This window comes from Candidatus Accumulibacter cognatus, assembly GCF_000584975.1.
In the GTDB taxonomy this organism is placed as follows: Bacteria; Pseudomonadota; Gammaproteobacteria; order Burkholderiales; family Rhodocyclaceae; genus Accumulibacter; species Accumulibacter cognatus.
In genome coordinates this window covers 12,450-35,400 of sequence record NZ_JDST02000001.1, presented here as the reverse complement: position 1 = coordinate 35,400, position 22,951 = coordinate 12,450, and the positions used below count along the sequence as shown (strand labels likewise).

Annotated in this window: 19 protein-coding genes; 8 read left to right on the top strand and 11 right to left on the bottom strand. The window is 62.9% G+C overall.

Features of this window, described 5'->3' with window-relative positions; all coding sequences use genetic code 11:
* The 6 genes from AW06_RS00155 to AW06_RS00130 form a co-directional block, all read right to left on the bottom strand.
* Nucleotides 1–2,220, bottom strand: a 2,220-nt coding sequence (locus tag AW06_RS00155) for an efflux RND transporter permease subunit (protein WP_034943662.1), incomplete at its 3' end; no start/stop codon positions are given.
* A complete protein-coding gene (locus AW06_RS00150) occupies nt 2,217–3,308 on the bottom strand; it encodes an efflux RND transporter periplasmic adaptor subunit (RefSeq protein WP_034943659.1) in 1,092 nt (363 codons plus the stop codon). The genes AW06_RS00155 and AW06_RS00150, both read right to left, overlap by 4 nt.
* A 189-nt stretch (nt 3,309–3,497) precedes the next feature.
* Nucleotides 3,498–3,956: a hypothetical protein gene (locus tag AW06_RS00145; protein ID WP_034943657.1), complete on the bottom strand. Its 459-nt coding sequence runs from the start codon at nt 3,954–3,956 to the stop codon at nt 3,498–3,500.
* Nucleotides 3,957–4,240: 284 nt separating this feature from the next.
* A complete protein-coding gene (locus tag AW06_RS00140) occupies nt 4,241–4,594 on the bottom strand; it encodes a hypothetical protein (RefSeq protein WP_273704242.1) in 354 nt (117 codons plus the stop codon).
* Nucleotides 4,595–4,749: 155 nt separating this feature from the next.
* The gene (locus AW06_RS00135; protein WP_046535828.1) at nt 4,750–5,523 is read right to left on the bottom strand and encodes a peptidoglycan-binding protein; all 774 of its coding nucleotides are present in this window, start codon (nt 5,521–5,523) and stop codon (nt 4,750–4,752) included.
* Between the two features lie 222 nt (nt 5,524–5,745).
* Nucleotides 5,746–6,471, bottom strand: coding sequence for a YebC/PmpR family DNA-binding transcriptional regulator (locus AW06_RS00130; protein WP_034943685.1), 726 nt, complete (start codon nt 6,469–6,471; stop codon nt 5,746–5,748).
* Between the two features lie 136 nt (nt 6,472–6,607).
* Between AW06_RS00130 and AW06_RS00125 the strand changes: the two genes are divergently transcribed.
* Together AW06_RS00125 and AW06_RS00120 are read left to right on the top strand one after the other, a co-directional pair.
* Nucleotides 6,608–8,128, top strand: a complete 1,521-nt coding sequence (locus tag AW06_RS00125; protein WP_034943652.1) for a helicase HerA-like domain-containing protein — start codon at nt 6,608–6,610, stop codon at nt 8,126–8,128.
* Nucleotides 8,129–8,174: 46 nt separating this feature from the next.
* Nucleotides 8,175–9,608, top strand: coding sequence for an HDOD domain-containing protein (locus tag AW06_RS00120; RefSeq protein WP_034943650.1), 1,434 nt, complete (start codon nt 8,175–8,177; stop codon nt 9,606–9,608).
* A gap of 18 nt (nt 9,609–9,626) precedes the next feature.
* Here AW06_RS00120 and AW06_RS00115 read toward each other — a convergent pair whose 3' ends face one another.
* The 5 genes from AW06_RS00115 to AW06_RS00090 form a co-directional block, all read right to left on the bottom strand.
* Nucleotides 9,627–10,166: a hypothetical protein gene (locus tag AW06_RS00115; RefSeq protein ID WP_138678630.1), complete on the bottom strand. Its 540-nt coding sequence runs from the start codon at nt 10,164–10,166 to the stop codon at nt 9,627–9,629.
* Complete coding sequence (locus tag AW06_RS00110; RefSeq protein ID WP_138678631.1) at nt 10,148–10,999, bottom strand: cupin domain-containing protein; 852 nt, start codon at nt 10,997–10,999, stop codon at nt 10,148–10,150. Before AW06_RS00110 ends, AW06_RS00115 begins: the two co-directional genes overlap by 19 nt.
* A complete protein-coding gene (locus tag AW06_RS00105; RefSeq protein ID WP_246148924.1) occupies nt 10,996–11,799 on the bottom strand; it encodes a sigma-70 family RNA polymerase sigma factor in 804 nt (267 codons plus the stop codon). The genes AW06_RS00110 and AW06_RS00105 overlap by 4 nt, the downstream gene beginning before the upstream one ends.
* A gap of 88 nt (nt 11,800–11,887) precedes the next feature.
* Entirely contained in the window at nt 11,888–12,739 is an 852-nt protein-coding gene (locus tag AW06_RS00100) for a DNRLRE domain-containing protein (protein ID WP_034943647.1), read from the bottom strand.
* A 534-nt stretch (nt 12,740–13,273) separates the two neighbouring features.
* Nucleotides 13,274–15,589: a Tex family protein gene (locus AW06_RS00090; protein WP_034943644.1), complete on the bottom strand. Its 2,316-nt coding sequence runs from the start codon at nt 15,587–15,589 to the stop codon at nt 13,274–13,276.
* A gap of 269 nt (nt 15,590–15,858) precedes the next feature.
* Here AW06_RS00090 and AW06_RS00085 point away from each other — a divergent pair, with 269 nt between their 5' ends.
* The 6 genes from AW06_RS00085 (at nt 15,859) to AW06_RS00060 (ending at nt 22,934) form a co-directional block, all read left to right on the top strand.
* Nucleotides 15,859–16,320, top strand: a complete 462-nt coding sequence (locus AW06_RS00085; protein ID WP_246148927.1) for a FecR domain-containing protein — start codon at nt 15,859–15,861, stop codon at nt 16,318–16,320.
* Nucleotides 16,317–16,907, top strand: a complete 591-nt coding sequence (locus AW06_RS00080; RefSeq protein WP_034943642.1) for an OmpA family protein — start codon at nt 16,317–16,319, stop codon at nt 16,905–16,907. The genes AW06_RS00085 and AW06_RS00080 overlap by 4 nt, the downstream gene beginning before the upstream one ends.
* Before the next feature lie 127 nt (nt 16,908–17,034).
* Nucleotides 17,035–19,077 (top strand): adenylate/guanylate cyclase domain-containing protein, encoded by a 2,043-nt coding sequence (locus tag AW06_RS00075; RefSeq protein ID WP_138678635.1) that lies wholly within the window; start codon nt 17,035–17,037, stop codon nt 19,075–19,077.
* 119 nt (nt 19,078–19,196) lie between these two features.
* The gene (locus AW06_RS00070; protein ID WP_034943639.1) at nt 19,197–20,894 is read left to right on the top strand and encodes a methyl-accepting chemotaxis protein; all 1,698 of its coding nucleotides are present in this window, start codon (nt 19,197–19,199) and stop codon (nt 20,892–20,894) included.
* Nucleotides 20,895–20,997: 103 nt separating this feature from the next.
* Nucleotides 20,998–21,966, top strand: a complete 969-nt coding sequence (locus tag AW06_RS00065; protein ID WP_034943635.1) for a chemotaxis protein — start codon at nt 20,998–21,000, stop codon at nt 21,964–21,966.
* Between the two features lie 29 nt (nt 21,967–21,995).
* Entirely contained in the window at nt 21,996–22,934 is a 939-nt protein-coding gene (locus tag AW06_RS00060) for a chemotaxis protein (RefSeq protein ID WP_034943634.1), read from the top strand.
* Nucleotides 22,935–22,951: the final 17 nt, after the last annotated feature.

Here is a 22,951-nt window from a genome sequence, read left to right as displayed (position 1 = left end):
GGCGAGGTTGAGCTTGGCCAGGTCCTGGTCGTAGTCGCCGGCGGTGGCGATGCGCAGCGTGTCGGCGATGGCCTCAGAGGTGACGCCGAGATCGGCCATGCGCGCGAAGTCGGGGCGGATGACCAGCTCGGGGCGGACCAGGCTGGCCGTCGTCGTCACCGCGCCGATGCCGGGCAGGGTGCGCAGCTCGCGCTCGACGAGGCGGGCGTGCTCGGTGAGCACGGGCCCGTTCTCGCTGGCCAGCACGAGGATGTACTTCTCGCCGCTCGAGCCGCCGAAGCCGACCTTGATCTGGGCACCGGGGATGACGGCGAGCGCCTCGCGCAGCTGGCGCTCGACATCCTGCTTGGTGGTGCCCGAGCGCTCGCCGCGCGGAGTCAGGTTCAAGGTCAGCGTCGCCTTGCGCACCTCGGCGGCGCCGCGCGGCATGAAGGGGTCGCTGCCCGAGGCGCCGCCGCCGACGGCCGTGTAGACCATCTTTACGTGCGGGTTGGCGCTGACGATGGCGCGCGCCTGCTCGGCCGCGGCAACCGTCTCGGCGAGTGTCGCGCCGGGCGGCAGGGTCACGTGCACCTGCGTCTGCGAGAGGTCGTCGGCGGGCAGGAAGCCGGTCGGCAGCAGCGGCACCAGCGCGAAGGAACCGAAGAAGAAGACGGCCGCGGCGGACAGCGTCGCCAGCCGATGCCTGAGGCACCAGGCCGCCCAGCCCTCGTAGCGCACCAGCCAGGCGGGTAGTGGCTTGTCGGCGACCGGCTCGAGCAGGTAGGCGGCCATCATCGGCGTCAGCAGGCGGGCGACGACCAGCGAGAAGAACACCGCGATGGCCGCGGTCCACCCGAACTGGACGAAGAATTTGCCGGCCACGCCGCTCATGAAGGCGGTCGGCAGGAAGACGGCGATCAGCGTGAAGGTGGTGGCGATGACCGCGAGGCCGATCTCGTCGGCGGCCTCCATCGCGGCCTGGAACGGCGTCTTGCCCATGCGCAGGTGGCGCATGATGTTCTCGATCTCGACGATCGCGTCATCGACCAGGATGCCGACCACCAGCGACAGCGACAACGCCGTCACCACGTTGAAGGTGAATCCCATCAGGTACATCACCGCGAAGGTGGGGATCGCCGACAGCGGCAGCGCCGTGGCCGAAACGAAGGTCGCCCGCCAGTCGCGCAGGAAGAGCCAGACGACGATGACGGCGAGAATGGCGCCCTCGATCAGCAGCATCATCGACCCCTCGTAGTTTTCGATCACCGGGTCGACGAAGTTGAAGGCCTCGGTCATCGTGATGTCCGGGTGCTCGGCGTTCAGCTTTTGAAGTGCCCTGCGCACTCCCTCCGCTACCTCGACCTCGCCGGCGCCGCGGCTGCGCGTGATCTCGAAGCCGACCACCGGCCGGCCGTCGAGCAGCGCCGCCGAGCGCGGCTCGCCGACCGTATCGGACACCGTCGCCACCTGGTCGAGGCGGATGCGGCGTCCGTCGGAAAGTACGATATCCAGCGCCGCCAGTTCCTCGGCCGATTGCACGGTGGCGATGGTGCGCACCGACTGCTCGATGCCGCCGATGTCGGCGCGCCCGCCCGAGGCTTCCTGCTGAACGCGGCGCAACTGGCGCGAGAGGTCGGCGGCGGTGGCGTCGAGCGCCAGCAGGCGGGCCGGGTCGAGCTCGACGCGGACTTCGCGCGTCACTCCACCGACGCGGGCAATCGCGCCGACCCCGCGCACGGCGAGCATGGCCTTGGCGACGGTGTTGTCCACGAACCAGGAGAGCGCCTCGTCGTCCATGCGCTGCGAGGCCACCGTATAGGTCAGGATCGGCGCTCCGGCGACGCTGATGCGTCCGATCACCGGGTCGCGCAGGTCGCCAGGCAGGTCGGAGCGGATGCGCGAGACCGCATCGCGCACGTCGTCGACCGCTTCCTGAACCGGTTTTTCGAGGCGGAACTCGACGGTCACCGTCGCCATGCCGTCCTGGACTTTGGTATAGATGTGCTTGATGCCCTGCACGGTGGCGACCGAGTTCTCGATCTTGCGTGCGACCTCGGTCTCCATCTGCGCCGGTGCGGCGCCAGGCAGCGTCGCGGTGACGGTCACCGTCGGCAGGTCGATGTCCATGAACTGCTGGATCTTCATCGCCCGGAAGGCGAGGATGCCGGCCAGCGTGAGCAGGACGAAGAGGAGGATCGCCGGAATCGGGTTACGGATCGACCAGGCCGAAACGTTCATTTCGCGGCAGCCGCCACGACGCGTACCGGGTCGCCGTCGGCGAGGAAGCCGCCACCGGTCGCCACCACGCGCGCCTGCGGGTCGAGGCCGGAAACGATCTCGATGCGCTCGCCGACGCGTCGCCCGGTCGCGACCTTGGTCTGGGCGACGCGCGCCTGTTCGCCATCGCCCTCGAGGCGGAAGACATAGGCGAAGCCGTCACGCAGGACGACCGCAGACTGCGGCAGGGTCAGGGCCAGGGCGCGGCCGAGCTCGAATTCGCCGCGCGCGAACATGCCGGCGCGCACGGCCGCGGCGGACGCCGGAATATCGACAAAGACCAGTCCGTTGCGCGTCTGCGGGTCCACGCTCGGTGCGACGCGACGCACGCTGCCACGCACTGCCGTGCCATCCGGCCCGGTCAGCGTCGCCGCCCCGCCCGGCGCCACGCGGGCAAGGTCGGCGGCCGGCACCTCGGCGCGCCATTCCAGGCGCCCGCCGCGGATCAGGCGGAACAGTTCCTGCCCGGTTTGGGTCAGTGAGCCGACCGTCGCGTCGCGTGCCGAGATCACGCCGTCGTCAGGGGCCAGCACGCGTGTCTTGCCCAGCTTCAGCTCGGCTGCCTGCTGGCGGGCGCGGGCAGCGGCAAGGCGCGAACTGGCGGTGTGCTCGGCGGTCTGGTACTGGGTATGCAACTGGGCGCTGTAGAAGCCCTTCTCGCGCAGTTCCTGCGCACGCACGGCGTTGGCCCTGGCCTCGGCAGCGCTCGCCTCCAGTTCGGCGACGGCGGCGCGCGCCTCGGCCGCTTCGCTGGCCACCGTATCGTCGGCAATGCGGGCGAGCACCTGGCCTTTCCTGACGATATCGCCAACGTCGGTGTCGACGGCGGTGATGCGGTAGTTGGCGATCTCGGCACCGATCACCGCTTCCTGCCAGGCGACGACGTTGCCGTTGGCGGCCAGCGTGCGCGGCCAGTCTTCGTTCTGCGGGGCGACGGCAGTCACCGTCAGCGCCGGCTTGCCGGCCAGCGCCGCGGCCTTGGGTGCGGGGGCCTCGCCGCAAGCGGCGAGGACAAGTGCGAGGAGGAGGTGGGCGGCTGGCTTCAGCATGTTGAGTCACCGTCTGGGGCGTCGGCTACCGCTTCGAAGAGACTACTCCTCCGCTCCTTGACCGATGGATACAGTCTGTAGAAAGCCTTTGCTTCCTGGCCGCGAAGATGTCGGGATGTCGGGGAAGTGTGCCGCCTCCTCAGTTGCCGAACGGTCAGGACTCCCAATGGCCGGCGAAGACATGCAAGCTCACCCAAACTGTTGTGGGATGACTAGCGGCACGGGATGTGCCTTTCGTACCTCGATTCGCGTCACCCTCTGCAGTTCCAATCCCCAGTGGCTCATCGCCAGCGAGATCAGAAGAGCTTCGCCGGGGTTGAGGCAACCGTCGGCGTTGACGATGTCGAGTACGGCGCTCAGTACCTGCTGCTGAAGTTCGGGCGAGCGGATATCGTCGAGTAGGTGATCGATCAGTTCGCGATCAAGCTCGATCTGCCCGACATTTGGAGGGCGCGCGACCTGCAGCATGTCATTGCAGAATTCATGGATTACTCGATCGAGGGTCTCGGGGTCAATGTGCAGCTTTTCGAAGAGCGCGTGCTTTTCGAGTGACATCAGTTCGCAGTGGTCAAGCGCACCATCGGCGAGTAGAGCAACAGCTATGAGCCGTGAAATGGCTTCGGCGCTATCGATGGCGTAATTTCGCATGCTATTTCCTTTAAATTTTAGACGTTGTTTGAATCGAAACTGTCCATTGGTCGGAGTGGTTTCTTGTCGGCAATCGAAGGATACTCTTCTTCCTCCACGGTAAGGTCTCGGCGAGTCGAGGCGCTGGTGCGCCGGCACTCGCACCGGTCGTCCTGTCCGGCGGTATCATCGCCGGTCTTTCGGGGGGTCGCTGTACGAAAGCGGCCCCGGCCTGCCGTGTCGGATGCGGGCGGCGCAGGACCGGAGCGGAAGTGTCGTCGCGCGTACGGCATACGGTGGTCTGCTCACCACGCGCAAATCCGGGCCGATGTCACGTCGTTCTCCCAGCACGCCTTTTCGGTTGGGCTGCGAATGAAGCGGCCAGGCAAGGGAATATTGCCTTTGCCAAGATTGAGGAAACCGTAAGCGAGTCCCGGTTCCGCCATATTCAAGATGTAAGTCGGCTTCCCGTGGGCCGAGATCTGAAAACTGCCGTCCCGCGCCGTGGCACGGAACTCGCACTTGAAATTGCCCTCGTCGCTCGTCGAGCAGCGAGCCGGCCGCGCTTCTGCGACATATGCCTGGCAGAGGATGGCGGCAAGAATGCTGTGTACCACCAGCGAACGCGGCTTTGCTCCGGAAAGTCTTGCCGGGATCACCGTCAACCGCCTCCCATGGCCAAGCCATCCGGGAACGATCCGCCCTGGCGGCACAGGAGACCGCGGAAATCCCATGCAGGCCGGGCATTCGGCCAGGTTCCCGAATGCATTTTACGGGCGGTCTGTCGATTGCTAGTGGGTGGCATGATGGGATTTCAGTCGCTAGAGGCTCTCAATGCGGCCCAGGTTCGCGCACCCACCACGCCGTCCGCGGTGAGATGGTGCCGCGCCTGGAAATCAAGCACGGCCTCCTTGGTGTGGTCCCCATAATGTCCGTCCACCCAGAGACGATACCCGGCCTCGACCAGTTCATTCTGAAGATCCACGACGGCATCGTTGCAGTCTCCCGGGCGGAGTGTCGGATTCCTGGCGGTGGGCGTACTCTCCGCCAGCCAGATCGCCTTGGCTTTCCTCAAGTAGCGTTCGCGGTCCTCGAAGCCATTGAAGCCGCCATTCACCGCGCGCGTGACGGCGCGAATGTCGTCGCGGTCGGCAAATCGGTTGATATTCCGGCGTCGCCAATACGAAACCGCCGACAACAAGGCCCACGGAAATTGTTCCAGAGCCATCGGCTGTTGCTCGAAATCCGGCGCTTCGGGAACGATCTTGCGGATGTCGTCACGGGCTTCCCGATAGTTCGCCCGTCCGGTGGTCTGGATCAGGCCCCGTCCCCGATATCGTTGACCATCTCCCGGTTGCACATTCCCCAGATCCTTCCTGCCCTCGTAGGCGTTGCCGGAGGCAAACTCGCGGGTCGTTCTGAAGTGCGCACTCTCGTGCGCGAGCTGGGCCATGAAATGACAAATCCGGAGCGGAGTCTCGATTCCTCCACTTGCCATGAGCTGCTGATGGTCCACGATTCCTTGCACGATCGAAGGAACCGCGGAGGATGACAGCTCCAGAATGTCGGATGCAGTGATTTTTTCCATGGCCAAGCTCCCGAAACAAGAATGAACGATCAGAATTCAGGTCGATCTCGCCACACTGGCTGTCGCCCACTTTGGCGCTGCATAGGCGCAGGCAGCAGAGAGGGATCGCCCTGATGGAGCGCGGATTGAATCGGCAAGAGAACAATCCGCCGGCGCCCCATGCTGAACCGTCGGCGTCGCAGGGGCGGAGCGACTATACCATTTCAGGCAAGCCGTGCCTGCTCAATCGTCGAGCACCACACTGGTATAGACATCCTGGACGTCATCGAGGCTTTCGAGGGCGTCGATCAGCTTCTGCATGCGCAGCGACTCGTCGCCGCCAAGCGGCGTCTCGTTCTCGGCTTTCATCGTCACGCCTCCGTATTCGGACTTGAAACCGGCGGCTTCGAGCGCTTCCTTGACCGCCATGTAATCGTTCGGCGCGGTGAGCACTTCGACCGAGCCATCGTCGTTGGAGAGGACGTCGTCGGCGCCGGCCTCGATCGCCGCGTCCATCAGCGCGGCTTCGTCGGTACTGGGGGCAAACAGCAACTGCCCGCAGTGTCTGAACTGGAAGGCGACACAACCGTCGGTGCCGAGATTGCCGCCATACTTGTTGAAAGCGTGGCGCACGTCGGCAACGGTGCGCGTCTTGTTGTCGGTCAGGCAGTCGACGATCACCGCAGCGCCGCCGATGCCGTAGCCTTCATAACGGATTTCGATGTACTCGACGCCTTCAATCTCGCCGGTTCCCTTCTTGATCGCGTTGTCGATCTTGTCCTTGGGCATGTTGACGCCTTTGCCCTTGTCGATGGCCAGGCGCAGGCGCGGATTGAACGACGGGTCGCCGCCGCCTCTCTTGGCGGAGACGGTGATTTCCCTGGCGATCTTGGAAAACGATGCGCTGCGCTTCTCATCCTGGCGTCCCTTGCGGTGCTGGATGTTGGCCCATTTGGAGTGTCCTGCCATGCTGACCCCTGATGATTGCCGATCGGGTTTGGCTGCTGCCCGGTGCAACAAACCCGACCGCAAATGGTTGATAATCAAACCCCGCATTCTAGCACTTCCGGTCATCCCTTCCTGCCACCGCTTTTCGGAGTCGATCATGGTTACCCCTTTGCTCATTGCCAGACACGAAGATACCGATCTGGCCCTGCTGCCGGCCCTGGCCAACCGGCACGGTCTGATCACCGGCGCCACCGGTACCGGCAAGACGATCACGCTGCAGTTGCTCGCCGAACGTTTTTCAGCGATTGGCGTGCCGGTGTTCATGGCTGACGTCAAGGGCGATCTCTCTGGCCTGGCCGCTCCCGGTAGCCTGACGCCAAAGTTGCAGGCGCGCCTGGACGCACTCGGCGTGTCCGACTACGCGCCGGCGAAATGCCCGGTCGCCTTCTGGGATGTATTCGGCGCGCAGGGACATCCGGTGCGCGCAACGATCTCGGACATGGGGCCGGTGCTGCTGTCGCGGCTGCTGAATCTCAACGACACGCAGGCTGGGGTGCTGCAACTGGTGTTTCGTATCGCTGACGACAACGGTCTGTTGCTGCTCGATCTCAAGGATCTGCGGGCGATGATCCAGTATGTCGGTGAGAACGCCAAGAGCTTTACCACCGAGTACGGCAACGTCTCGGCCGCTTCGATCGGTGCCATCCAGCGCGGCTTGCTGAACCTCGGTGAGCAGGGGGGTGAGATCTTCTTCGGCGAGCCGATGCTCGACATTGCCGACCTGATGCAGACCGACGATGGCCGGGGAGTGGTCAACATTCTGGCTGCTGACAAGCTGATGGCTTCGCCGCGTCTCTATTCGACTTTTCTGCTCTGGCTGCTTTCCGAACTGTTCGAGCAATTGCCGGAAGTCGGCGACCTCGACAAACCCAGGCTGGTCTTCTTTTTCGACGAAGCGCATCTGCTGTTCAATGAAGCGCCCGCAGCATTGCTGGAAAAGATCGAGCAGGTGGTGCGTCTGATCCGTTCGAAGGGTGTCGGCATCTACTTCGTCACGCAGAATCCGCTCGACATTCCCGATACCGTTCTCGGTCAGCTCGGCAACCGGGTTCAGCACGCGCTGCGCGCGTTCACGCCGCGAGACCAGAAAGCCGTGAAGGCGGCCGCGCAAACCTTGCGGGCGAATCCGAAGTTCGACGCCGAAACGGCGATCAGCGAACTCGGCGTCGGCGAGGCGCTGGTTTCATTCCTTGACGGCCACGGCCGGCCGAGCGTCGTCGAGCGTGCCTTGATTCTGCCGCCGGCGTCGCGAATCGGTCCGCAGACCCCCGAGGAGCGGCAGGCAGTGATCAGGAGTTCGGCGATTTACGGGCATTACGAGCAGGTCATCGATCGCGAGTCGGCTTACGAGAAGCTCAAAGGAAGCGCTGTCGCCACGCAGCCGAACGGTGGCGCGCCTGCCGGCGAGGCGGCACCAGCGGCGCCGGGTGGCGGCTGGCTGGGAGGGCTGAGCGACCTGTTCGGCGGTGGTTCGGGCAGCGGCCGGGGACGCGGCGGCGATTCGGTGATCGAGACGGCGGCCAAGAGCGCCGCGCGTGCCATCGGCTCACAGGTGGGTCGCGAGATCATTCGCGGCGTTCTCGGTTCGATCCTCGGCGGCGGCTCGCGCCGACGCTGAGTTTTGTCCATATCGATTCCCCGCCGACCAAGGAGCGAGGCTGCAAATGGTACTCGAAGAAATGACCCTGGGCGATGCGTCGCTGATTACCGTGACCTTCCTGTTTACCGACATCGAGGGCTCGACGAGCCTGTGGGAGCGCGAGTCGGTGGCCATGCGCGTGGCCCTGCAGCGCCATAATATTCTGCTCTCGTCGGCCATCGAAGGCCACGGCGGTTACGTCTTCAAGACCGTTGGCGATGCCTTCTGTGTCACTTTCGACGATGCGGCCGAAGCGCTCAGGGCGGCCTGCCAGATCCAGACCAGCGTCGCTGCCGAGAAGTGGCCGACACGTGCGGCGCTTAGGGTACGCGTTGCGCTACATACCGGCCCGGCGTACCTGAGTCATGGCGATTACTTCGGTACGACGGTGAACCGTGTGGCGCGCCTGTTGGCGGTGACGCACGGCGGGCAGACCCTGCTGACTTCGAAGACCGAAACGCTGGTGCGCGATTCCTTGCCCGCCAGCAGCAGCCTGCACGATACGGGCATGCTGCGACTGCGTGACCTGCCGCACCCGATGCATGTCTTCCAGCTGGTCCATCCGGGTCTGTCGGCGAGCCTGTTGGAGACCGGCGTTGCCCCGAATGCGAACAAGCTGACCGGGAAGCCGCTGGCGCGCTTGCGGCCGATCGACGTCTACGAGGTGCCGACCTTGCCGACAATCGTCCTGCAAACGCTCAAGGTCATGCAGAATCCCAATATCGATGCTCGGGCAGTTGAACGGGTGATGGTGAATGACCCGGCGATTTCGGCCAAGATCCTGCGGGTTGCCAACTCGGCATTCTTCGGGTTCTCACGCCGTGTGGCCACCATCGCCGATGCTGTGCGTCTGCTCGGCTTCATCAATGTGCAGGGGATGCTGATCTCGGTTGGTGCTTTCGATGCCTTCCGCACCAAGCAACTGAACCTGGTCGATTTCTGGAAACACTCGATCGCCACGGCCACCGCAGCACGTTTTCTCGCATCGCGGGTGCGGTGCGTAGCCGACGAGGCGTTCATGGCCGGTCTTCTGCACGACATCGGCAAGCTGATCTTCGCCGTGCAGGCGGAATCCGTTTATCGGCAGGTGCTCGAACTCGGACGCGGTTCGGCCATGAGCAGTCTCGAAGCCGAGCGCACGCTGTTCGAGTTCACCCATCCCGAGGTGGGCGAAATGGTCGCCGAGCGCTGGGATCTGCCGGCGAAGTACATTGCCGCCATCGCTCACCATCATGACCCCGCGGCAGCCGGCGATGAACGCGTGTTCTGCTCGCTGATCGGTCTTGCCGACCAGGCGGCGCATACGGCGCTCGGCAGTCACGCATCTGCCGGGGATGAAGCCGAGCTGACCGCCCTGCTCGACGAACTCGACCTGGGACAGATGCAGTGGAACGACTGCCTGCTCCATCTGCAGGAGGCACAGGCGACCATCGCCGCCTTCGTCGGTGCCATCCAGTGAAATTCCCCCACCCCCCGTTCAACTGACGGGTACGCCCTCGTCGACGGGCGAGATCACCGACCACTCCTCGATCTCTGACAGTCGGCAGCCAAGCTGGCGGGCCATACCGCGGGCGCCGCAGGCCATCACCGCGAAGTGCCGCCAGGCGAAGATCGGCCGCAACAGGGGGACCCACAGACGCATCCAGGGTTTGCTCAGTTCAACGTCCCATCGATAGGTGAGAGATACTGCATCGGCCGAGGCCTCCTCGATGAGCCACAGCCCGATGCCGCGCAGGTCTCCGCTAGCCGCAGCTTCGAGTTCTCGCAAGCGTTCCACCCGCCGGGTGGTCATCACGATTCGCAGCAGGTATCCCAGGCCGCTTCGCCAGAGGAAAGCATGCTGTGAACCGATCCCATCGCGGTCGCCGTTCGCGAGATGGCTGACGCTGGCCAGGTATGGCCACCAGTCGGGCCAGTTGACCGGGTTGATCAGCAGCTCCCAGAGGCGTTCCCGTGTCGTTTGCAGGCGCCAGCGGCTGATCATCACAAAACGCGGGCTCACCGTCCTGGTGAGCACGGCTGCACCTCACGGCCGCGGATGAAAGCCAGCGCGCCGTGGTCGCTGCGCACCTCGCCGTGTTCGCTGCCAGCGGGTGCGAGGTGGAAGTCGCCGGCCTGAACCAGCACATCGCCGAAGAAAGCGTCGCCACTCAGCATGATGCATTCTTCCTCGCAATGGTGCGCATGCGCCGGCAGGTAGGCTCCTGCCGCCAGGCGGAAGAAGCGCGAGATGACGTCGCCGTCGCGCCAGAGAATCTTCTGCTCGACACCCCTGGCAATCCTGTGCCAATCGCCTTCGCCAGCAAACACGGTATGGCTGGCCGGCCCGTTGCCCGGGATCAGGCCTCCGAGCAACTCGCCGAATAGGCTGCTGGTATGTCCGAGCGAGGTGCCGCGCAGATAGGCCAGAGCGCCTGTACGGGACGTAATGCGCGCATGCCGGCTGCCCGGTGGTGAAACATGGTAGTCGCCCGGGTCCAGGTTCAGTGCGCCGAGTTGCAAACCACCGCGCAAGACGATCCCTTCCTCGAGGTGGTAATGGCGATGTACCGGCAACATGGCTCCAGGGGCCAGCTCGATCAGCAGCGAAGCGCCTTGTGGACCCTTCCAGAGGGTCTTGGTGCGGACGCCGGCCTTCACCGTACGCCAGATCCCGTCGCCAGTGCGAACCGTGAGCAGCCCGGAATGCCGACGAACGCTGTCACCGACCCGGCGCAACAAGCGGTCGCGCAGGTCGGTACGCTGGCGCGCAGGCAGTTCGATCGGCAGCAGTCCCTCGCAGATCAGAGGCGTCAATGTGCGGCTGTCGCCGTCGTCCTCAGGGGTATTGGAGAATTGTTCGGGATTCATGGCGTCACCATTGGCGTGCGGGGATCGTCGGCGCCGAGCAACCGGCGCAGGCGCAGAAGAGCGCGGCGGATATGGGATTTGACCGTACCCAGAGGAAGACACATCTGGCAAGCAATCTCTTCGTGCGAAAGGTCCCGGAAAAAAGCCAGTGCGAGTAGTTGCCGGGGCAGAGGATCAAGATCCTGCAGCGCGGCATGCAGGCGGTGCTGCCGCTGTACGGCCAGCAGCAGATCCTGGGGATCGTTTTCCGCTCCCCGCTGGTCAGCATGTTGCTCCTCGTCAAGTGTTTCGGCCGGGTCTCGGCGGCGCAGGGCGTCGAGCGCACGGCTGCGGGCAATGGTCAGAACCCAGGCCAGAACACTGCCACGGGCAGAGTCGAAACGCGGTGCCTGCCGCCAGACTTGCCAGAAAGCGTCCTCGGTGACCTCCTCGGCAGTTTGCACCTGGCGGGTGATGCGTAATGCCAAGCCATAGACGCGGCCGGCCAGTGCTTCGTACAACTCGGCCAGCGCCTGCTCATCCTGATGAACGATACGGGCAATGCAGGCTTGTAGGCGTGCCTCGTCAGCCGGTATGCACGGTGTCGATGTCAGCCCTTCTGCCAGTTTGGTCTGGTCGGTCGCGGGGCTCGTTGGGGCATCGAAATCGTCGGTTTCGTTCATTTCAGGGGCTTCGGTATCCGCATCGGACGAATTCTGCCCGATCAGGACTGTCATGACAAACGCCTTGGCGAGAACTTCGGAGGGCTGCCGGCTGACGGCATCCGAGATGTCCTTGCAGGCAGCGGGTTGGCCGGTCACGCCGGGGTGCCGATGAAGGGTGGTGGTAGCGACATCTTTTTTTGCGGCGGACAGCAGGTGCTAGCCTGTCTGTTGCGCATACCGCTCGCTACGACAGCAGCCCGGCACAGGTGTCGCCGATACGAACTCGAACGCCTCGCCGCAGTCGAGAGGTCCAACCGACGACGCCGAGACTACCCGCCAGCAGCGCAAATGTCGATGGCTCGGGTATGGCCGAGATTTCAAGGAATGGGCGGGTCGCCGCGTTGGCCGAGGCGGAAGACGCGTACAGCGAAGCGATCGGCCTGCCCGAGTCGGCGATCACGATGTCGGGCTGCAGCAGTTCGACTCCGAAGTTGGTGGTCGGGTCGGACAACCAGTCCTGGACCAGCCCGGTGACATCAAAAGATACCCACTGGTTCACGCCTTCCTGCACCGTTGAGCTGAATGTTACGGCGACCGTCGGCTGTGTTTCCCAGGTCACCGTCGTCTCCCCCCAGGCCTGGGTGACGCGGTGCAACTCGGTGGTGATTGGTTTGCCCGTTGTCGGATTGTCGAACGGTGCCAGTCCCGGCAGGGCAAAGAGGTTGAGCCTGGCGTTCAGGATTTGCCCGGCGGAGAATCCCAGTGTGCCGAGATCGAAGCGCAACAGCGACCTGGTATCGTGGGCACGCGTCTCACCCAGCGCGCCGATCAGGGGAACGGTGTTGCTGCTCCCCAGGAAATTGCCGAAAGGTACAGGGGGTGGAATCAGCTCATTCAGCGTCTGGCTGTCCAGGTTCGTCACACGCGCCGCCGTCGGAATGCCGAAAAAGCCGGGAATCGCAAATTCGTAGACGAAGACATCCTCGCTCTTCGCTTCATCGGCTTGCAGGACTGTCGTCGTGGCGCCATGCGCTGCACTGGCGAGGATGCTGGCAAGCAGAATCGGCAGGGCTTTCGAGGTCAATGTGTATCGCATGGCAAGTCTCCAGTGGTGGAGTATGTGGCAGATGCGTCTTTTGCATCTGCGTCAACAACCTTACGCACGAAGTCATGCAGCGGATGCAGGCAAGGTTCCGAGCGGCGTCCAGAGGTCTGCGGCGCCTGGTATGCGGTCGCGGTGGCTGGTGGCGCTGGCTCGCTGGCCGGGCTGCGTTCGTTGGCGGGGAGTCCTGCCGTCGCGTCGGCGGGCCTGGGGCGAGGTATTCTGTCTCGCGGTGGTCGGCTTTGCTCCCGGCAGCTGTCGTGGCTTCGCGCTGCAATGGGTCCGACTCTTCGACGATGCTCTCGCTGGTCACTGCGCCGGAGATCCGCTCGACTGTTTCCATATGCTGTGTGAGCGAGGTCGGGCAGACGACCAGCGCACGTGCGGCGGCAAACAGTTCGGTGAACGATCCGCAAAGGCCGCGCTCGAGTGTGCGCTTGCCGCCGCGCCTGGCGCTGATCTGCGCGAGCGTGAACTCGACATGCTTTGCAGCTACCCAGACGTTGGTCGTGATTTCTTCACAAGCTCTCAGCGCTTGAGGCGGGCGAAGGCGCTGGCCATGGCACCGGTGGGTTCCGGCTGGCTACGCTGCCGTTCCTGGGCTCTTGCCGAAACGGGTATCCTGGCCATTTTCGGAGCGTTCGGCAAGTCGTCGGCAAGTCGCATGCTCAGGGCGATCCGCTGGCGCGGCAGGTCGACCTCGAGAACCTTGACCTTGACCACGTCGCCGGCCTTGACCACGCTGCGCGGGTCCTTGACGAAGCGGTCGGCGATCGCCGAGACATGTACCAGTCCGTCCTGATGGACACCGATGTCGACAAAGGCGCCGAAGTTGGCGACATTGGTCACCACTCCTTCGAGAATCATTCCCACCTGCAAATCCTTGACGGACTCGACGCCTTCACGGAAGTTGGCGGTGCGGAACTCTGGACGCGGGTCTCGACCGGGTTTTTCGAGTTCCCTGAGGATGTCACGGACCGTCGGCAGGCCGAACTTTTGGTCGATGAATTGCTCCGGCAACAGTGCCCTGAGCAGTTGCGAGTCGCCGATGACTTCGCCAATTCCCTTCCTGACCTTGGCGAGGATACGCTCGACGAGCGGGTAGGCTTCCGGATGCACCGCCGAGCGGTCGAGCGGGTTGTCGCTTTCGTTGATGCGCAGGAAGCCGGCCGCCAGCTCGAAGGTCTTGTCGCCGAGGCGGGGTACTGCCCTGAGCGCCTGCCGATTGGGAAAGGCACCATGTTGGTCGCGGTGGGCGACGATGTTCGCGGCCAGCGTCGGGCTGAGTCCGGAGACGCGCGTCAACAGCGACGCCGAGGCGGTGTTGACGTCGACACCGACCGCGTTCACGCAGTCCTCGACGACCGCATTGAGCGCTCTTGCCAACCTGGTCTGGCTGACATCATGCTGGTATTGTCCGACACCGATCGATTTCGGATCGATCTTGACCAGTTCGGCGAGCGGATCCTGCAGGCGGCGGGCGATCGACACCGCACCGCGTAGGCTGACGTCAAGTTCCGGGAATTCCCGGGAGGCGTATTCCGAGGCCGAATAGACCGAGGCGCCGGCCTCGGAAACGACGACCTTGACGAGGTGCAGCTCCGGATGCTGGCGGATCAGATCGGCCGCCAGGCGGTCGGTTTCCCGCGAAGCGGTGCCGTTGCCGATACTGATCAGCCTGACCTGATGCCTGCGTGCCAGCACGGCCAGGGTGTGCAGTGCGCTGTCCCAGTCACGGCGAGGTTCGTGCGGGTAGATCGTGGCGGTTTCGAGCAACTTGCCGGTGGCATCGACGACGGCGACCTTGACGCCACTGCGCAGGCCGGGGTCGAGACCCAGCGTGGCGTGTTTGCCAGCCGGTGCGGCGAGCAGCAGGTCGTGCAGGTTGGCGGCAAAGACGCGGATTGCTTCGGCCTCCGCGCGCTCGCGCAGGGCGTTCATCAGTTCCAGTTCGAGGTGTGGAGAGGCCTTGATTCGCCAGCTCCAGCGTACCGTCTCGGCAAGCCATTTGTCGGCCGGCCGACCCTGGTCGACGATGCCGAAGTGGCGTGCGATGCGTTCCTCGCAGGGGTTGGGCACGCGCTGATCAAGCTCGCTTTCGAGGACCAGAGCCAGTTGCAGCATGCCCTCGTTACGGCCGCGGAAGAGCGCCAGTGCGCGATGCGAGGGGATTGCCTGGATCGCTTCCATGTAGGCGGCATAGTCCTGATACTTGGCCGCCTCGCTCTCTTTGCCGGCAACGACCGTCGACTTCACGAAACCATGGGTCTCGAGATGGTTGCGCAGTGCGCCGAGCAGCCCGGCGTCCTCCGAGAACTGTTCCATGAGAATCTGGCGGGCGCCATCGAGGACGCTCCTGACGTTGGCAAAACCGGCTTCGGCGTTAAGGTAGCGCACGGCTTCGGCTTCGGGTGAGCGCATCGGGTCGGCCAGCAGCGCTGCGGCGAGCGGCGCGAGTCCGGCCTCGCGGGCGATTTGCGCCTTGCTGCGCCGCTTCGGTTTGTAGGGCAGGTAGAGGTCTTCGAGGCGCTGCTTGGTTTCGGCGGAGTGGATTGCTGTAGCCAGCGCCGGCGTCAGTTTGCCCTGTTCTTCGATCGAGGCGAGGATGGTGCGTCGCCGTTCCTCCATTTCGCGAAGGTAGACCAGGCGCTCGTCCAGCAGGCGAAGCTGGATGTCGTCGAGTCCGCCGGTGACCTCCTTGCGGTAGCGTGCGATGAACGGCACCGTCGCCCCTTCGTCGAGCAGGGCAGCCGTGGCCAGCACCTGCTGGGGGCGGCAGTTGATCTCTGTGGCGATCTTTTCGGCAATCTTGTTGGTTGCAGGGTGTTCTGTCTGTGGAAGCATCGATGATGACATGGGTCTGAAGTGATTGGAAAACCATAAAATATGCGGAATCGGGAAGCAACACTCAAGGAAGCGAATGCTTCGCTTCTTCTTCTATTCCATTCTACAATCAGAAGAATTGCTGCTGCGCCGCAAATCAGGTTACATTGCCGCCATCGGCCAGCTGTGTGCGGTTGTGGAGCAAGGCACGAATCAAATGGCGACAATTACTTCACTCGCTCTGGCTCCACCAGCCTGCTGCATACCCCGACCACAGAGAGATACTCGCCATGCCTACCATGCAAAAATATGGGTTCCTTGTCCTTTCCTTTGTCCTGGCCGCGCCGGTCGTGGCCGCAGAGACCGGAGTCCCTGCCGGAAAGGTCAAGCGCAGCGAAGGGAACGTCACTATCGACCGCGCCAGCCAAGTGCAGGTGGTCAAGGTGGGCACGCTGGTGTATGTCGGTGACCGGATTCGCACCGGTGACGATGGGGCGGTGGGCATCACCCTGTCCGACGATACCTTGCTCACTGCCGGAGCGCGCAGCACACTGCTGATCAACGAGTTCCAGTTCAACAGCACGACCCGGGAAGGGGGGATGCTGGCGACCCTCCTCAAGGGTACGCTGAGTGTGGTGACCGGGCTGATCGGCAAGAAGGCACCGGAAAACGTGCGCATCAGGACGCCAACCGTGGTTCTCGGCATCCGGGGTACCGAGTTCATTGTCGAAGCGCGCGCAGAGGACGAATGAGGCAGCCGAGTCGTTTGCTGTGGGTGTTCGCATTGAGCCTTGCGGCCTGTACGCGACTCACCAGCCACGTTGTATTGTTGCCGGGGCCGGATGGTCGTACAGGGGCATTGTTGGTCACCAGCGCAACGGGTGCGGTGGTGCTTTCCGAGCCTTATACCGGTGTCGATGTGGTTGACGGCAAGGTGGCTCCGACCAGGACCAGCGCGGCCATGGTGAGCGAGACCTACGGCCGGTTACTGGCCATGCAACCGGCGCGACCACGCGTCCATATCGTTTATTTTGAATTCGGACAGAGTGTGCCGACCCCGGAATCGCAGGCACGGCTGCCACGCATTCTGGCCGAGGTGTCAGCCCTGTCGGCCGGTGAAGCTGTCGTCATCGGACACGCGGATCGAGTGGGTCATGCCGAGGCCAATGAGCAGTTGTCCTGGCAACGTGCCAACGCGATCCGCGAGTTGCTGGTTGGCGCGGGCTTGGCGCGTGAAGCGATAACCGTCTTTGGTCGGGGCGAACGCGAACCGGCAGTCGTAACCGCGGACAATGTTCCGGAACCGCGCAATCGCCGTGTCGAATTGAAGCTGCGCTAAAGGTCATGACTTGTTCAGGCACCCTCGATCATGAAGGTCATGACCGTTTCCCTCTCCCCCGGCCCCTCCCCTGCGAGTGGGGGGGAGATTCATGAGTCGCTGACGCGACTTTCTCATTGAGTTGACCTTGATCTTTGGACGTCGGCTGGTGTTTCTCGATCTGCGACAGTGGCTTGGCGTCGCGCTGCTCGGCGTCTTGCTTGCGTACAGCCTGCGCTACATCGAGATCGATCCATTGCGCCGCTTCGACGCCTTCCTTTACGATTCACGTGTGCGTTTGTTCGCGCGCGAAGCGATTGACGAGCGTATTGCCATCGTCGATATCGACGAGCGATCGCTGGTCGAACTGGGCCGTTGGCCGTGGAATCGGGCGCGTCTGGCAGCGCTGATCGAGCGGATTTTCGAACAATACGGCGCGCTGTTGCTGGGTCTGGACGTGATCCTGGCGGAAGCGGACGAGAGTTCCGGGCTGTCCGTTCTGGATGCACTGGGCCGCGGGCAGCTGCGTCGGGATGCCGCTTTCCATGCGGCGCTTGCAGCGTTGCGGCAGGAGCTCGATTACGATGGCCGACTGGCTAAGGTTTTACACCGCTACCCGGTTGTTCTCGGTTTCCATCTGTCGAATGGGGATGCAGCGGCCAGGAGTGGTGCCTTGCCGATGCCGCTACGGCCGGATGTGGCCGAACAAGCCGGACAGTTTTCGCAGTGGAACGGCTACGGCGGTAACCTGCCGAGGCTTCAGAATGCCGCCATCGGTGCCGGCTTTCTCAGTGCACCGGTTGAACTGGACGGTGTGACGCGGCGCGCCTGGTTGCTGGCGTCTCATGACGGGCAGGTATACGCTGCCTTGTCGCTGGTGATGGCACAGGTGTTACTGGGAGATCCGGCACTACAGCTCCGGTTTGCCGACCATGCGTCCTGGCAATCCGCTTCCCGGCCAGTCGAGTCGATCGTACTGCTGACGGCAGGCGCGCCGCGACGCATCCCCGTTGCCGAGCAGGCAAGCGTCCTGCTGCCTTTTCAGGGGAGCCTGGGCAGCTTCCGCTATCATTCTGCAGCCGATGTCCTCGCGGGCCGCTTGCCGGCTGACAGCCTGCACGGCAGGGTCGTACTGCTGGGCACCACGGCGCCAGGCCTGTTTGACCAACGAGTGACGCCGATGGGCGAAGCCTTTCCGGGCGTGGAGGTGCATGCCAACCTGCTTGCAGGGTTGCTCGATGGTCGCCTGCTGATGTCGCCGGCCTACACCGCGACCATCGAGGCCGGCCTGCTGGTCGTCGTCGGGGTTGGCCTGCTGCTCGGCCTGCCCCGCCTTTCGCCGCCGCGAGCAGTCGTCCTCGCGGTGTTGATATCGGCGTTGGTAACGATCATCAACCTGGCAGCCTGGACAGGTGTGCAGCTGGTATTGCCGATGGCAGCCATTCTCCTGTTGGTGGCGATGCTGCTTGCCCTGCACCTGTTCTTCGGCTATTTTGTCGAGCATCGTGCCAAGCGGCGCTTGACGACGCTTTTCGGCCAGTACGTTCCGCCCGAACTGGTCGATGAGATGAGCCGTGACCCCGAGCATTACACCATGGAAGGACGAAGTGCCGAACTGACGGTGCTGTTCGCGGATGTGCGAGGGTTCACGGCCCTTGCCGAGACCCTGCCACCGGACGAACTGGCGCAACTGATGAACGACTATCTGTCGGCGATGACCGACGTCATTCGTGCTTATCGGGGGACGCTCGACAAGTATATCGGTGATGCCGTCGTCGCTTTCTGGGGAGCGCCGCTGGCCGATCCACAGCACGCCAGGCATGCCGTAGAGGCCGCTCTCGCGATGCAGGCGGCTCTGTCCGGCGTCAATCAGCATTTTGCCAGCCGTGGCTGGCCAGCGTTGCAGGTAGGCATTGGCATCAACACCGGCATGATGGTGGTGGGCGACATGGGTTCCCGCCACCGGCGTGCCTACACCGTGCTCGGTGATGCAGTTAACCTGGCCTCGCGTATTCAGGGGCTGTCGGCACAGTATGCCGCAGGCGTGATTATCGGCGATGCAACGCGTCAGGCCCTTGGTACTTGGCGTTGCCGACAGCTCGGCCATGCTGTGGTACGCGGCCGGTCGGCGCCGGTAGCCATTTTTGAGCCGCTGGTCGAGGCGCAGGCGATTGCCCGGCAGGGACCTTGACCCGCAGGGTTCATGGCGGGCGGCTAGCCAGACCAGAATGGCCAAATCGCTAAAGCCGTTGCCATTAGTGCCGTTGACCTGTCAATGGAATTCCGGTCGGCGATGATGAAAGGACAAGGATGAGCGGAGTCGCATGGAAAATCCGTGCCGCCATGCTGCTGCAGATCGCTGCCACAGCATTGGCTGGCTGGTTGGGCCATTCCGTATTCGGGGGAGGCCTCTACGGTTGGCTGGGCGCTTTGGTATTGCTGCTGCTACTGGCTGGACTGATCAGTCTGCTGGTCGAGAGAAATCTGCTTGGCCGTCTCGCTGCGCTGCGTGCGGTACTGGCGAAGATGTACCTCGATGGTGATCTGACCAGGCGCGTACCCGTTGCGGGGCGGGACGAAATCGCAGCAGTGGCGATCGATTTCAACCGACTGATGGAGAGCTTCGCAACGATTGTCGGCAAAGTGCTGTTCAATTCCGCCGAAGTCAGCAGTGCCTCAAAAAGACTGCTCAGCGAGGCTGGCCGTGTCGCTTCAGGATCAAGACAGCAACATGATGCCGCCTTGGCAACCGCCGGCGAAATTGCCGAGCTGACCATAAACATGAATCAGGTCAGTCAAAATGCCAGCGAGACTGCGGGCATTTCAGAGACGTCGAATCGTCTGTCGACCGAGGGAATGGCGATTGTGCGCAGTGCCTCGGCAGAGATGGAGCAGATTGCCGCTTCGGTGGCACAGTCGGCGAAAGTGGTATCCGCCCTGGGTGAGCGTTCGCAAGCGATCAGTGGCATCGTCCAGACGATTCGCGAGATTGCCGACCAGACCAATCTTCTGGCCCTCAACGCAGCCATCGAGGCGGCGCGTGCTGGTGAACAGGGGAGGGGGTTTGCGGTGGTTGCTGACGAGGTGCGCAAACTCGCCGAAAGGACATCGCAGGCCACCGGTGAGATCAGCCAGATGATCGCTGCGATTCAGGACGAAACGCAGTCGGCGATCAGCAGCATCGACACCGGCAGCGGACAGGCCCGCAATGGCGCTGAACTCGCCCGGCAGGCGTCCCGCTCGCTGGAGTGCATCAATCAAGGCGCGCGCGAAACGATGGAGAAAGTCGAAGCCATCGCTACCGCCGTCGTCCAGCAGAGTCGTACTGGGCAGGGGATTGCCGAGCATGTGCGCAGTATCCGGGAAATGGCCGAGACGAATAACGCAGCCACCGCCGAGACCTTGCGAGCCGTCGACCATGTCGATTGCCTGGCCGAAAACCTTCGCGAGATCGGACATGTCTTCAAGCTCGGCAGTGCCGGCGAGCAGGCCGTCGCCACGCATGCCAGGATGCCGGCGATTGTCCAGGAGGCGGCGCGGCTGGCCAGCGAAATCCTCGAGAAAGCTCTGGATGCGGGCAGGATCAGGGTCGAGGATTTGTTTGATGATCGTTACCAGCCAATCGCGAATACCCGGCCGCAAAAGTTCAAGACCCGTTTCGACGACTTCACCGATCAGGCCATGGTGCCGCTGCAGGAGGGTTTGCTGACCCAGCACAACTGGCTGATCTATGCGATCTGTTGCGACCGAAACAGCTATGTGCCAACGCACAACCGCAGGTTTTCGCAACCGCTGAGCGGTGATGAGAAGGTCGATTTCGTGAACAACCGGACCAAACGAATCTTCGATGATCCGGTCGGCAAGCGCTGCGGCAGTCACCAACAACCTTTTCTCCTGCAGACTTACCGGCGTGATACCGGCGAACTGATGCACGACATCTCGGCGCCGATTTACGTCAAGGGCCGGCACTGGGGCGGCTTCCGGATTGGCTACAAGACCGAGGTTTGATCCGGTTTGGGACTTTTGCAGTGGGCGGGCATGACGTGGTGACGCTTATTGGATTAAGATGTCCGTGATCATGCGCGCTGTGCTTTACGTGAGGGAATGAGGAATGTCCGATCTGCTGAAAAACATCGATGCCCGCACCAAACTGGCCGGGACCAACAAGCTGGAGATCCTGTTGTTCTCGCTCGGCACCGATGCGCGCACTGGACGACGTGAAACCTTCGGCATCAATGTCTTCAAGGTTCGTGAGGTGATGCGGACGCCGCCGATCACGTCAGCACCGGAAATGCCGTCCTCGGTCGAGGGGATGGTGAGTTTGCGGGGGGCACTGGTGCCGGTCGTCGATCTTGCCCGTTATGCCCGTATCGATACGGAGACGCCACGCTCGATCATGATCGTCACCGAATATGCGGGTCATACCCAGGGCTTTCTTGTCGAGGGGGTGGATACCATTCTTCGCCTCGACTGGAGCCAGATGCGGGTGCCGCCAGCGATGCTCACGGCTGAGATGGGTGGCTTGGTGACGGCGGTCACCGAATTGCCGGACGGTCGTCTGGTGATGATGATGGATGTCGAGAAAGTGCTCTCGGAAACGACCAACTACGACGACGACATTGTTTACCGCAATATCAAGCCGATCGACAATGCCACGCTCACGGTATTCTTTGCCGATGATTCGGCGGTGGCACGCAAGCAGATTCAGCGGACTCTCGAAGCGATGGGTGTGAAATTCATCTCCGCGATCAATGGTCGAGAAGCCTGGGACGAACTGGAGAAAATGGCGGATTACGCGCAGGCCTCCGGCCAGCAGGTGACCGACCTGATCAGTCTGGTATTGACCGATATCGAGATGCCGGAAATGGATGGTTACATCCTGACCAAGAAGATCAAGTCCGATCCACGGTTCGTTGGTGTGCCGGTGATCATGCATTCCTCGCTATCCGGAATGTCAAACCAGCAACTGGGCAGATCCGTTGGCGTCGATGAGTATGTGCCGAAATTGGAACCGCAGCGCTTGTCGGAAACTTTGGCACGCAGGTTGCAAGATGCTCGTCCGGTAGTGCAGCTGAACTGAGACTGAGCGATCTTTCTGGAGCGATACAAATGGATTTGGCGGATAGGAAGAACCTGCTGGAGAGCGTTGACGCACGCACCCGGCTAGCCGGTTCCAACAGGATGGAGATCCTGTTGTTCTCCCTGGGGACGCGTGAGACTTTCGGGATCAACGTTTTCAAGGTGCGGGAAGTTGGGCGGACGCCGCACATTACCAAGACACCGAACATGCCGCGTGGGGTCGAAGGCCTGATCTCCCTGCGCGGCAACGTCATTCCGGTGCTGTCGCTGATCTCCTTTCTTGAGTACGAGGGCCAGCCTCGCGAGTATGGCAAGACCATGATGGTTGCCGAGTATTCCAAGAGGACACTGGGTTTCCTGGTCCACGAGGTGGATCGGATCATTCGTGTGGACTGGGAGAAGGTCAAGGCTCCCGAGAGCGTACTGTCGAGCAATCAGGGACTGATTACCGCGGTGACCGAACTCGAAGACGGCAAGCTGGTGTCCATTCTCGACGTCGAGCAGATTCTTGCCAACGCTTTTGGCGAGGCGATCATCGTCGATATCCCGCCAGCGAATGTTGATCAGGATGTCTGCATGTTTTTTGCTGATGATTCGCTGGTTGCCCGACGCAAGATCGTCGAGGTTCTCGACAAGCTTGGCGTCAAGCACAAGCATGCGACCAACGGTGCCGAAGCCTGGAGCCGACTGCAGGGGATTGCCGCACACGCGACACAAACGGGCCGGAGCGTTCGCGACGAGCTCCGCCTGATCCTGGTCGATGCCGAAATGCCCGAGATGGACGGCTACGTCCTCACCAAGAACATCAAGGGCGACCTCCGTTTCACGGGTATCCCGGTGGTCATGCATTCGTCGCTGTCGTCGCAGGCCAATCACGCGATGGGCAAGGCCGTGGGGGTGGATGCCTACGTCGGCAAGTTCGATGCCGAGATCCTCGCCGACACCCTGCGCCCGTTGCTCGAGCGCTGAGCAAACAGAAAGAAGGA